At 64.5% G+C, this 11,816-nt stretch carries 9 protein-coding genes and 1 tRNA gene; 6 read left to right on the forward strand and 4 right to left on the reverse strand.

Annotated elements, in window-relative coordinates; genetic code table 11:
- Nucleotides 1-5 precede the first annotated feature (5 nt).
- The 4 genes from GL300_RS12220 to GL300_RS12235 form a co-directional block, all read right to left on the reverse strand.
- Nucleotides 6-1,136: an OpgC domain-containing protein gene (locus GL300_RS12220; protein ID WP_155039914.1), complete on the reverse strand. Its 1,131-nt coding sequence runs from the start codon at nucleotides 1,134-1,136 to the stop codon at nucleotides 6-8.
- Nucleotides 1,133-3,304, reverse strand: a complete 2,172-nt coding sequence (mdoH, locus tag GL300_RS12225) for a glucans biosynthesis glucosyltransferase MdoH (protein ID WP_343043018.1) — start codon at nucleotides 3,302-3,304, stop codon at nucleotides 1,133-1,135. The genes GL300_RS12220 and mdoH overlap by 4 nt, the downstream gene beginning before the upstream one ends.
- A gap of 4 nt (nucleotides 3,305-3,308) precedes the next feature.
- A complete protein-coding gene (locus tag GL300_RS12230) occupies nucleotides 3,309-4,883 on the reverse strand; it encodes an OpgD/OpgG family glucan biosynthesis protein (RefSeq protein WP_155039915.1) in 1,575 nt (524 codons plus the stop codon).
- 223 nt (nucleotides 4,884-5,106) lie between these two features.
- Nucleotides 5,107-5,931: a hypothetical protein gene (locus tag GL300_RS12235; protein WP_155039916.1), complete on the reverse strand. Its 825-nt coding sequence runs from the start codon at nucleotides 5,929-5,931 to the stop codon at nucleotides 5,107-5,109.
- A 134-nt stretch (nucleotides 5,932-6,065) separates the two neighbouring features.
- Here GL300_RS12235 and GL300_RS12240 point away from each other — a divergent pair, with 134 nt between their 5' ends.
- The 6 genes from GL300_RS12240 (at nucleotide 6,066) to GL300_RS12265 (ending at nucleotide 11,367) form a co-directional block, all read left to right on the forward strand.
- A complete protein-coding gene (locus GL300_RS12240) occupies nucleotides 6,066-6,494 on the forward strand; it encodes a PepSY domain-containing protein (RefSeq protein WP_155039917.1) in 429 nt (142 codons plus the stop codon).
- Complete coding sequence (locus tag GL300_RS12245) at nucleotides 6,491-7,153, forward strand: response regulator transcription factor (protein ID WP_155039918.1); 663 nt, start codon at nucleotides 6,491-6,493, stop codon at nucleotides 7,151-7,153. Before GL300_RS12240 ends, GL300_RS12245 begins: the two co-directional genes overlap by 4 nt.
- A complete protein-coding gene (locus tag GL300_RS12250) occupies nucleotides 7,150-8,463 on the forward strand; it encodes a sensor histidine kinase (RefSeq protein ID WP_246195161.1) in 1,314 nt (437 codons plus the stop codon). The genes GL300_RS12245 and GL300_RS12250 overlap by 4 nt, the downstream gene beginning before the upstream one ends.
- Before the next feature lie 113 nt (nucleotides 8,464-8,576).
- Nucleotides 8,577-9,923 carry an NAD(P)-dependent oxidoreductase gene (locus GL300_RS12255; protein WP_155039919.1) on the forward strand — a complete coding sequence of 449 codons (1,347 nt, stop codon included), beginning with the start codon at nucleotides 8,577-8,579 and terminating at the stop codon, nucleotides 9,921-9,923.
- Nucleotides 9,916-11,214 (forward strand): NAD-dependent dihydropyrimidine dehydrogenase subunit PreA, encoded by a 1,299-nt coding sequence (gene preA / locus GL300_RS12260; protein ID WP_155039920.1) that lies wholly within the window; start codon nucleotides 9,916-9,918, stop codon nucleotides 11,212-11,214. The genes GL300_RS12255 and preA overlap by 8 nt, the downstream gene beginning before the upstream one ends.
- 63 nt (nucleotides 11,215-11,277) lie before the next feature.
- Nucleotides 11,278-11,367, forward strand: a tRNA-Ser gene (locus GL300_RS12265).
- The last annotated feature ends 449 nt before the right edge of the window (nucleotides 11,368-11,816 follow it).

The raw sequence follows: 11,816 nt of genomic DNA on the forward strand, positions 1-11,816 counted from the left end.
GTCCTTCAACGGGGCAGTCTGGCGCGAATTTGCCCGATCCATTCATCGCGGCGCAACCACAGCGCCGCCGAGATCCACAGCGCCATGATCACCCAGACATCGATGGCCAGCCGCAGCAGCCATCCGCTGAAGCCCGCAGGCGCGGTCATGTCCAGCGCATCGCCCCACATGGACAGCAACACGCAGGTGACAAAGGACCACAGGCCGCCGCGCCCGATCTCGGCCAGATCGCGGCCCAATGCGGTCCGGGCCATCCAGTTGAATGCCGGAGCCAGCGGGACGGCGACCAGCCACGTCGCGGCCAGGATCGAGACCAAGCGCAGCCCATCCAGCGACCATTTGTCGATCGAGCCATAGACCTGCTTGAGCATGTCCGCGACCGCCTGCGCAGGCTCACCGATCCGCCAGCAGATGATGATCGCCAAGCCGAACAGCATGATCGCGGCGCTGATCCCGTTCAGCACGCCGGTCCTGGGACGCAGCACCGGCATGATCTTGTCGCGGAAGGCACCTATGGCCACGCCGGTAAAGAACAGCAACTGCCAGCCGAAGGGGTTGAACAGCAGCCCCTGCCCTTCGCGCTGGTTCGGGATCATCGTGTTCAGCGGCCCGGACAGCCACCAGACCGCGACCGATACCGCCATCGCGGTGAACGGCATCCTCAGCAGGAAGGGCACGGTCACCGGCGCCGTCGCGATCAGCAGCACGTAAAGCGCCAGCACGTCCAGCAGGTTCGGCTGCATCCACATCAGGGCAACGGTGGCGATATAGCCAAAGGGGTTTTCGACGATCCAGCGCGAATACTGGAACCAGACCGCCGTGTGGTTCATCTTCAGTTCGAAAAGCAGGTGCGAGAACAGCGCCAGCAGCACCGCCCCGATCACCAGCGCCTGCCAGACCTTGAAGGCACGCTTGAGGAACCGCCACTGTGCCGCGCGGCGGCCTTGGCGTTCCTCGACCTTGACCCAGACCATGCCGACCAGAAAACCCGACAGCAGCACGAACAGCTCGGCCGCGTCAAAGACCGTGAAATTCGCCAGCGTCAGGTTGCGCATGACGCCCAGAGGCATGTGATCCAGCATGATGCAGACCAGCGCGTAACCGCGCAGCATGTCCAGCGACTCGATACGTTTCATTTCGGCAACTTCGCAAACACATCCACCAGCATGCGGTTTTCCAGCATGGCCAGCTTTTCGGATTCGGTCAGGAAGGACAGCGCCTCGGCCTGCGTCGCGGCATGGGCCAGCTTCGCCTCGGCCGAGATCGCATCCAGCCGCGCCGCCGCCGGCCCGACCGGCGCACCGGCCCGCAGCAGCGAGGCCACGCGCGCCTGCATCGCCGGATCGCGCCCCATCGCCGCCAGCCCGTCACGCGGCAGGCTGCCCGCGATACGGTAGTCCAGCGCATTGGCGGCGGTCAGGATTTCAGGTGCGTCGCGTTCCTCGGGGGTGACAAGCAGACCATGCAACCGGGCCCAGCGGCCAAAGACCGGGCTGGCCGACCAGCGCGAGGTCACGGGTGACAAGATCAGCCCGGCAAGGATCGGCGACAGCCAGACCAGTTGCCCCGGCGAGAACACCGCCAGCACCAGAAGCGTACCCAGACCCAGCGTGACATGCAGTTTGTGACGGCGCAGGACCACCTTCCATGGCGGCATCTGACCGGCGCGGACCTGCGCCTCCCAGCCGGAATCGCGGCCTCGCAGGATCTCATAGATCTGGCGGGTTTGGATCAGCATCTGCACCGGTGCGATCAGCGCGGACAGCGTGATCTCAAACAGGGCCGAGGCCATCAGCCGCCCCTTGCCGCCCGAATTCTTGGCCAGCGGACGCAGCCACGCGCGGAAGATGCCGATGAACTTGGGCACCAGCAGGAAGGACATCGCCGCCACGAACAGCCACAGCATCCGGACCGGATCGAAGGTCGGCCATTCCGGGAACAGCTGATAGGTCTGCGGGAAATAGTCGGGCCGCGACAGCAGCACATTCGCCGACAGCGCAAGGCCCACAAGGATCATCGCCAGCCAGATCGGCGACATCAGGAAGCCCAGCATCCCGATCACGAAATGCGCCCGGCTGATCCACGCAAACCCGCGCGAGAACAGCAGCCGCGAATGCTGCAGGTTGCCCTGCGCCCAGCGACGCTCACGCACCGCCATGTCCAGCAGCGTCGGCGGGCTACCCTCGAAGCTTTCGCGCAGGTCGTGATCCAGCCGCACCTTCCAGCCGGCGCGGCGCAGAAGTGCCGCCTCGACGAAGTCATGGCTGAGGATGGTGCCGCCAAAGGGCGGCTTGCCCGGCAGTTCCGGCAGACCGCAGCACTGGGCAAAGGCCTTGACCCGGATAATGGCGTTATGGCCCCAGAAATTGCCGCTGTCGCCCGACCATGCGGCAACGCCGCGCGCGATGGCGGGACCATAGATGCGGCCCGCGAATTGCGTCAGACGTGCGAAAATGGTCTGGCCACCGACCAGCATCGGCATGGTCTGGATCAGCCCGACTGCCGGGTCGGCATTCATCCGCGCCGACAGGGCCCTGATGGTGCTGGCCCCCATGACGCTGTCGGCATCCAGCACGACCATCTGATCGTAACGGCCACCCCAGCGCATGACGAATTCGGCCACGTTGCCGGCCTTGCGGCCCTTGTTGCTGCGCCGCCGCCGGTACCAGATCGGTACCGGAGAAATGTCTCGCAACCGGCTGATTGCAATCATTTCTTCAAAAACAGATCCAGGCTGACGGCTGTCGGACAGAACGAAAATCTCGGTCCGGTCGGCCATGCCCACGCGATACAGATCACGCGCCAGCGCGGCCAGCAGCCCCGCCGTGGCCGCCGCATCCTCGTGATAGACGGGCATGATGACCGCGACCTTGGCGTCATTCTGGGTCGTCGGCGTCGTCAGGCGCGGTGCCAGAAAGCCCGCGATCATCGAGGTGAAGGAAAATCCCACCCAGGTGAAGGTGATCGCGAACAGGACCAGCAGCACCAATTGCAGGTAGGTGACGTTGTCACCAAAGACCTGCATCATCTGCTGCAGCCCGTACCATGCGATCGCCGCCGCCCCGCCAAAGGCGATCAGCCGCGCCGCGATGGTGCGCAGGCTGGGCCAGCCGCTATCCGGCCCGTGCGGCGGACGCGCGCGGAAGTCCTGTTCGGGCATTGCCAAGGGCGCCTCGGCCGGAGTCGCCGGACCGCCGGTCAATTCGATATCCAGCGCCGCCCACTCGCCCTCTTCGGACAGCGGAAGGTCGACCTCGCCGTCGGCGGAAGCGTGCGGCAGGTCAGTCGGATCGGTCTTGGTCACAATGTCACTCGCGCGTCCAGCGGGCGATCCAAGTCTCGCTCAGGGGGCCTTCCGGCCCATTCAGAACCGCCGAGAGGTCCGCGAGTTTCCCGCCCTCGGGAATATATTCAAAGGCCAGCCGCATCCGCCCCTGTTCGGGCAGGCGCAGCAGATAGCTGTGACCGATCGACCCCGCCGATGCCTTGATCTGCGGCACCGGATCGTCCGAGCCGAACAGGTCAAGGTCATAGTCGATGACATAGCTGCGGGCCGTGGGATTGTTCACCGACGCCCCGGACATGGTCTCGACCACGCGGGCAATCGGGGCGCTGTCCGGCGGCTCGGGCGCGAAGCTCAGCATGTAGTTGAAGTTGTAACGCTCGCCGGCCTTCAGCACGTCGCCGGGCTGCCAGTACGACACGATATTATCGTTGAACTCGTTCTGGACCGGGATCTCGACCAAGGTGACCGAGCCCTTGCCCCAGCCATCCTGCGGCGCGATCCATGCCGAGGGGCGCTTTTCATAGCGGGCTTCCGCATCCTGATAGGCGTCAAAGCTGCGCGCGCGCTGTGCCAGACCAAAGCCCAGCGGATCCTGATCAAGGAAGGCCGAGATCTGCAGCGTGCTGTGACCCGACAGCACACGCCACAAGCGCTGCTCTCCTCCGGTCAGCATCTGCAGCCCGTCACTGTCATGTACCGCAGGGCGGTAGTCGTCGACGCGGGTGCGGTCGGTCGGGCCGAACCAATACATCGAGGTCAGCGGCGCAATGCCCGCATTGCTCATATCCTGACGCGGGAACAAGGCGACGCGGGTGTCAAAGACCGTCTCGGCCCCCGGCGTCACGCGGAATTCGAACGCGCCCGAGACCGATTTGCTGTCCAACAGCGCGTGGATCAGCACCGAACGTTCCTGAGCGCCGGGTTTGTGAATCCAGAAGCCGCGGAACAGCGGGAATTCCTCGCCCTCGGCGCTGCCGGTGCCGATGGCCAGACCACGGGCCGAGATGCCGTAAAGCGTGCCACGCGCCACGGCACGGAAATAGCTTGCCCCCTGGAAGACGCAGAATTCGTCCATCACGTCCGGGCGGTTCAGCGGCGCGCGCAGGCGGAAGCCCGAAAAGCCCATGTTGCCAATGGTCTCGTAATCCACGCCGTCGGGGAACAGGGTCGGATCGAATTCGAACATATGGGGATCGAATTTCACCGGAATGACGACGCCGTCATCGACCAGACTGATGTCGACCGGCTCATGGAAGATCGCGCCCGGCGGCAGCAGGTCCAGCGCGAAATCGCGGCTGCCCGCCCAGGGGTCGCGGTCGCGGCGGAAGCGGATGCCGCGATACTGGTCATAGGTCAGGTTGGCAAAGGTGCCAGCCAGATCGGAATCGCGATAGGCATATGGCTTCGAGGCCAGTTCCTTGGCCATCGCCGCCACATCCTCGAAATCGAAGGGCTTGACCGGGGCAGCATCGATGGGCTGACCGGCGGCGGGTTCAGCGGTGGTCTCTTGCGCGAAAGCTGCGCCCAGACCCGAGGTGAGCGCGCTGACGGCCGTCAGGGCCGCTCCGGCAGATTTGACAAATACACGACGATGCATCGACTGTTCCCAGTGTTCAGCCCAGAAGGGCCGGAAATTTGGTGCGATTTGGCATTGCGGCGACGATCAGGCAAGCCCTTTCCCCCCGAGCGGCGAGCCCTTGCCAATTCTTCGTCGAAAACAGGTTAATAAAAAAGGGCGCAGGATCAACCCTACGCCCTTTCTTGCTGATTTTAAGCAATTGTGACCCTCAGGTCACCGCTGCGGCAATGTGACCGGCAGGTTAGCGGTTCAACTCGCGCACAACGCGACCTTTCGGACCCAGCTCAACCAGAACCGGCTCTCCCTCGGGGTTGGTGGCTTGCGCGATGGTGATCGGGCCCTGCTGCAGAATCTGGCCGATCTCGGTATAGCCAGCCTCGGTCAGGTTGGCGCGGATCTGGTCCGGGGCGGGCGCAGGCATGTCGCCGCGCGGGCCGTCGTCACGCGGGCCACGGGCTTCGCGATCGCCATGGTCCTTGTCGCGATGCTTGCCGTCACGGTCGTCACGGTCGCCGCGATCCTTGCCGTGGTCGCGGCCATGGTCCTTGCCGTGACCTTTGGGACCGCGATCGTCACCACGACCAAAGCGCAGCAGCGTGCCATCCTCGGCAAAAGCGGCGCGGACCTCATTCTTCTGGGCATCCTCGCCCGACAGCATCACGGACTTGTCGCCCAGGAAGATGGCGTCAATCTGGCCCAGTTCACCGTAGACCTGCTGGCTGCGCACGGCCTGCGGGACCAGCCGCTCGATGAGGGTCGCGGGCAGGCTGGCATTCTTGCCGGCACGCAGGCCGCGCAGTTCGCCGCCATCATCCAGCATCGCGTTCAGCCAGCTGCCATCGGGCAGCTTGCCCGAAACGCGCTGGCCGTGACGCGTGCCCTTGGCGGTCACATCGGTCAGGCCCAGATCGCGCAGGACCTGCGGCAGTTCGACGGGGGCTTTGCCCTCGGCGGCGGCATGCTCGGCGGGCGCTTGGGCCGGTGCATTGTCCTGCGCCAGCGCCGGGACAGCCAGAAGGGCCATCAGGGCGGTCGCGGCGACCGACGAGGTGAAATATCTGCTCATCTGTTCAATTCCTTGGTTCATCTTCATGAACGGGGCAGCGGCCCCATGAGAATCATCTCTAGCCGCCCCGTCACCAACCAATCTCCAACAGCCCGTTTGGGTTTCATTTGGATTTGCGGCAATATGCTGATCGCATGCTGGAACCCGGTTTGAAATCCCTGCTGTCGCGTTGGCTGGCCGTCCCCGGACTGGCCGGATTGCTGGTGCTTGGCCTGCATGTTCACCCTAGCGCCGCCCCGCGTGACGATCATCCCGCCTTTGAACACGACCAACTTGAGGACGAGTTCGAGCTGATGGAGCACCCGGATTTCCGCGTCATCCCGCTTCAGCAGGCCGCCGAATTGGCGACAGACCGCTTCCGTGGCCGCCTGATCGCCGCAAGATTGCGACCGCCGACCCCGGATGAACGTGCGCGCGGGGTCGAACTGGTGCATGAGCTGCGCCTGCTGACCCAGCGCCGCGATGTCCTGCTGATCCGGCTGGACGCGCGCACCGGGGCCTTTCTTGAAGTTCGGGGCTCGGGTCTGACCGAGGCCCGTCGCCGTCACGAGGACAGAAAATGAGATGCCTCATCGTCGAGGATGACCCCGTCCTTGCCGCCCAACTGGAACAGGCAATGACCGAGGGCGGATTTGCCTGCGATCTGGCCCATGACGGGGTCCAGGGCGAATATCTGGGCTCGACCGAAAGCTACGACCTGTCGGTGCTGGATCTGGGTCTGCCGGGCCTGCCGGGGATCGATGTCCTGACCCGCTGGCGCGAGGCGGGGATCTCGATGCCGGTCCTGATCCTGACCGCGCGCGGCGACTGGACCGACAAGGTTGCGGGCTTTCGCGCCGGCGCCGATGATTATGCAGTGAAACCCTTTCGTCTGGATGAGGTGGTGATCCGCGCCCAGACCTTGGTGCGCCGGGCGGCAGGTCATGCGCAGGCCATCATCAAGGCCGGACCGCTGCGGCTGGACAGCCAGTTGGGTGTCATCACCCGCAACGGCATGGCCTTGAAGCTGACCGCGTTCGAGACCCGCATCCTGTCCTACCTGATCCACCACCAGAACCGCATCGTCAGCCGGACCGAACTGTCCGACCATCTGTATGACGCCGCCGCCGACCGCGATTTCAAATCCATCGAGGTTGTCATCGGCCGCCTGCGCAAGAAGATCGGCGAAGGCCTGATCGAAACCCGTCGCGGCGAAGGCTACGTCCTGCGGAGCAGCCCTTGATCCTGCGCGACTCCATCCGCGCCCGGCTGATCGGTCTTGCCGCCCTGCTGATCGGCGCGGCGCTGGTTGCAGGTTACATGGCGATCGGCGCAATCCTTGACCGCTTCGTCACCGACCGTTTCGACGCCGATGCCGAGGCCGCCGCCGATGCGCTGATCGCCGCGGCCTCGATCGATGCATCCGGTCGGCTGGTCGCGGGCGGCGCACCGATCGATCCGCGCTTCGACATGCCGCTGTCAGGCTGGTTCTGGCAGCTTCAGCAGGACGGGCGCGTCGTCGCCAAATCCGCTTCTCTCTACGACAACGTCATGTCCCCTCCTGCCTCCGATTTCGTCGGCGGTCAGGGCACCGGGCCGGATGGCGCGCCGCTGCGGGTGCTGCGTCATGAATTCTCGCTGCCGGATTCGAACTCGGCCCTTGCCGTGGTGGTGACCGCGCCCAGGCAGGAAATCGATGCGAGCCTTGCGCGGGTGCGCCGCCCCTTGGCTGTGTCGCTTTCGGTGCTGGGGGTGGTTCTGGCGCTGGCCAGCACCCTGCAGGTCGCGGCGGGGCTTGGCAGCCTTGATCGTCTGGGTCGCGACCTGCGGGCGATCCGCGCCGGGCGCGCCGACACGCTGCCCCTGCCCCGTGTCGCGGAATTGCGTCCGCTCGCCTCGGAAATCAACGGGTTGATCGAGCAGAACCGTCAGGTCCTGTCCCGCGCCCGTGAACATGTCGGAAACCTTGCCCATTCGCTGAAAACCCCGCTGGCGGCGCTGGACAATGCCCTGCCCGAGGACGATCCCGGCCGCGCATTGGTCGCCCGCATGGACCGTCAGATCGGCTGGCATCTGCGCCGCGCACGCAGTTCGGGCACGGCACGCGCCCTTGGACAGCGCACGCAGGTGGCACCAGTGGTCGATGACATCCTGTTGGTTCTGCGCGGTCCCATCACGGAATCCGGCCTGCAAGTCGATCTGGACTTGCCACCGACCCTCGCTTTTGCCGGAGAGCGGCAGGATCTTGAGGAGATGATCGGCAATCTGGTCGAGAACGCGGTGAAATGGGCCAATACCCGCATCCACATCACCGCCCGCCCCGAAGGCCGCGACCGCCTGTTCATCGCCATTGAGGATGACGGCCCCGGCCTGAGCGCCGAGGACCACGCCCTTGCCATGGCGCGCGGCGGACGGTTGGACGAATCCGGTCCGCCCGGCTCGGGTCTGGGTCTTGCCATCGTCGCCGATCTGGCGGCGCTGCATGGCGGTGCTTTGCGGCTGGAACGGGCCAGGCTTGGCGGATTGGCGGCCAGCCTGATCCTGCCCGCCTGAGCTTGCCCGAAATATACGCAAAAGATCGGCGCAGATTTTTTACCATTTGATAAAAAAACGCTCCTGTGTCAGCCTGATTCTTATAAGAACAAGCAAGCAGGGAGGTCACGTCGATGACCAACAGCCAGCTCACGCCCGGAGTCGTGCCCGGCCGTTTGCCAGCGGATTCCTACGCCGCTAATTTCTCGGATGTCGCACCGCCTTTGGACCGCCACGAAGCACAGGTCGCTGCCGACCGATGCTATTTCTGCCATGACGCGCCCTGCGTCACGGCCTGCCCCACCTCGATCGACATTCCGCTGTTCATCCGGCAGATCTCGACCGGGACACCGGACGCGGCGGCGCGGACGATCTTTCACCAGAATATCCTTGGCGGCATCTGCGCCCGCGTCTGCCCGACCGAGAACCTGTGCGAAGGTTCCTGCGTGCGGATGGAGGCCGAGGGCAAGCCGGTCGAGATCGGCGCGCTGCAGCGCTACGCCACCGACCACCTGATGGCGCAGGGCGACCATCCCTTCCGTCGCGGCCCCCCGACCGGCAAGCGCATCGCCGTGGTCGGCGCGGGTCCGGCAGGCTTGTCCGCCGCGCATCGTCTGGCCGCCAAGGGCCATGAGGTCACTTTGTTCGACGCCCGCCCCAAGCCCGGCGGCCTGAACGAATACGGCATCGCCAGCTACAAGGCCGTGGACGGTTTCGCCGCGCGCGAGGTCGATTGGCTGCTGGGGATCGGCGGGATCAGACTGGCCTCGGGCAAGGCGCTTGGCCGCGACATCACGCTGGAGGGGCTCTCCGCCGATTTCGACGCCGTTTTCCTTGGCCTTGGCCTGCAGGGCGTCAGCGCCCTTGGCACCGAAGGCGAGGATCGCACCCATGTCACTCATGCCGTGGATTTCATCCGCGAGCTGCGCCAGTCGGGCGACCTTTCCGCCCTGCCCGTCGGGCGCGATGTGGTGGTGATCGGCGGCGGCATGACCGCGGTGGACGCCGCCGTTCAGGCCAAACTGCTGGGCGCGCAGAACGTCACCATCGTCTATCGTCGTGGCCAGAACCGCATGTCGGCCAGCCAACATGAACAGGACCACGCCACCCATTCCGGCGTCCGCATCATCTGCAATGCCGCACCGCTCAAGGTTCATGGCAATGGCACCGTGCGCGAGGTCGAGTTCATGCTGACCCGCGAAGGTCCGAACGGGCTGGAAGATACCGGCGAACGCTTCCGCCTGCCCGCCGACCAGCTTCTGCGCGCAATCGGCCAGAAACTGGATGGCGTGCCAAGCGACCTTGCCATGTCGGGCGGCAAGATCGCGATCCACGGGCCGGGCCGGACCTCGATCCCCGGCATCTGGGCCGGGGGTGATTGCGCCGCAGGTGGCGACGACCTGACCGTGACCGCCGTCGCCGAAGGTCGCGACGCGGCCGAGGACATCCACGCGCAACTGATGGAGGCCGCTCATGGCTGATCTGCGCTCAAATTTCATCGGGATCAAATCCCCGAACCCGTTCTGGCTGGCCTCGGCCCCGCCCACGGATAAGGAGGTCAACGTCCGCCGCGCCTTTCAGGCCGGCTGGGGCGGTGTCGTCTGGAAGACGCTGGGCAGCGAAGGCCCGCCCGTCGTCAACGTCAACGGCCCGCGCTATGGCGTGGTCTACGGCGCCGACCGCAGGGTCCTTGGCATCAACAATATCGAGCTGATCACCGATCGACCGCTGGAAGTGAACCTGCGCGAAATCAAATCGGTCAAGCGCGACTATCCCGATCGCGCGCTGATCATCAGCCTGATGGTCCCCTGCGACGAGGACAGCTGGAAGGCGATCCTGAAACAGGTAGAGGATACCGGCGCCGACGGGGTCGAACTCAACTTCGGCTGCCCACATGGCATGGCCGAACGCGGCATGGGCTCGGCCGTGGGTCAGGTTCCCGAATATATCGAGATGGTCACGCGCTGGGTCAAACAGCATTCCCGCATGCCCTGCATCGTGAAGCTCACGCCCAATATCACCGATGTCCGCAAACCCGCCGAGGCCGCCATGCGCGGCGGTGCCGATGCGGTCAGCCTGATCAATACGGTGAACTCGATCACCTCGGTCGATCTGGACCTGTTCTCGCCGCAACCGACCATCGACGGCAAGGGTAGCCATGGCGGCTATTGCGGTCCGGCGGTGAAGCCTATCGCCCTGAACATGGTCGCCGAAATCGCCCGAAATCCCGCCACCTACGGTCTGCCGATTTCCGGCATCGGCGGCATCACCACTTGGCGCGACGCTGCCGAGTTCATGGCTCTTGGTTCGGGCACGGTGCAGGTCTGCACCGCCGCCATGACCTATGGCTTCAAGATCGTGCAGGAAATGATCTCGGGTCTGCGCGAATATCTGGACGACAAGGACATCGCGATGACCGACCTGATCGGCCGTGCTGTCCCGAATGTCACCGACTGGCAATATCTGAACCTCAACTACACGACCAAAGCCGTCATTGATCAGGATGCCTGCATCAAATGCGGCCGCTGCTATGCCGCCTGCGAGGATACCTCGCATCAGGCCATAGCCATGGGTCCGGGCCGCGTCTTCTCGGTCAAGGAGGAGGAATGCGTCGCCTGCAACCTGTGCCTGGACGTTTGCCCGGTCGAGAACTGCATCACCATGCGAGAGCTGGCCGTGGGCGAGATCGACGCCCGCACCGGCCGCCCCGTACGCCCCTATGCCAACTGGACGACCCATCCCAACAACCCCATGGCACAGGCCGCAGAATAATGTGAGAGGGCGCATTGCGCCCCCTTGCCCAGATGCCAGCTTCGCGCTAGTCCCATGCGCGTCGGAGGAGTGGCAGAGCGGTTTAATGCACCGGTCTTGAAAACCGACGTGGGGGTAACTCCACCGTGGGTTCGAATCCCACCTCCTCCGCCACTTGGCCTGATGAAAGCATTCTCCTCACAGCACAGAACACGTATTTTCTCGTTGTTTTCGAGGGTTATGGCTGTGCCGTGCTTCACCGGCAATGACGCCTCAGGCCCGAAATTCGTTCTCTACACGTCTTTTTCTCTGTAGCTATTGCCTGAGCCGGTTTCGGTGAAGTTGACTTAGCACTATGTTTTAGATGAAAAAATTTTGACAGAGCGTGCTCGGTTCGATCTCAGGCCCGACCAAAATGAAGGGGCCGAAATCGAACATTCGCTGTTCATCTGGCGTCGGATCAAGTTTGCCGGTGACAGCCGGTTTGTGGCGCCTCAGCCAGCGTCTTTTCCTTGCGGGCAAGCTCGCGCTCCAGATCCTTGATTCACCTCTTAGCGTCCCGGGGCTCGCGCGATCTGGTAAGTGGCTGCCTCGTCCCAGTCATTCGTCCGCTGACAGGCCTC

The sequence above is a fragment of the Paracoccus litorisediminis genome (assembly GCF_009711205.1).
Classification (GTDB): domain Bacteria; phylum Pseudomonadota; class Alphaproteobacteria; order Rhodobacterales; family Rhodobacteraceae; genus Paracoccus; species Paracoccus litorisediminis.

Bases quoted from the DNA above. Each gene is read 5' to 3' on its own strand.
- GL300_RS12220 (WP_155039914.1), bottom strand. From the start codon at position 1,136: ATGAAACGTATCGAGTCGCTGGACATGCTGCGCGGTTACGCGCTGGTC.
- GL300_RS12230 (WP_155039915.1), bottom strand. From the start codon at position 4,883: ATGCATCGTCGTGTATTTGTCAAATCTGCCGGAGCGGCCCTGACGGCC.
- GL300_RS12235 (WP_155039916.1), bottom strand. From the start codon at position 5,931: ATGAGCAGATATTTCACCTCGTCGGTCGCCGCGACCGCCCTGATGGCC.
- GL300_RS12240 (WP_155039917.1), top strand. From the start codon at position 6,066: ATGCTGGAACCCGGTTTGAAATCCCTGCTGTCGCGTTGGCTGGCCGTC.
- GL300_RS12245 (WP_155039918.1), top strand. From the start codon at position 6,491: ATGAGATGCCTCATCGTCGAGGATGACCCCGTCCTTGCCGCCCAACTG.
- GL300_RS12255 (WP_155039919.1), top strand. From the start codon at position 8,577: ATGACCAACAGCCAGCTCACGCCCGGAGTCGTGCCCGGCCGTTTGCCA.
- preA (WP_155039920.1), top strand. From the start codon at position 9,916: ATGGCTGATCTGCGCTCAAATTTCATCGGGATCAAATCCCCGAACCCG.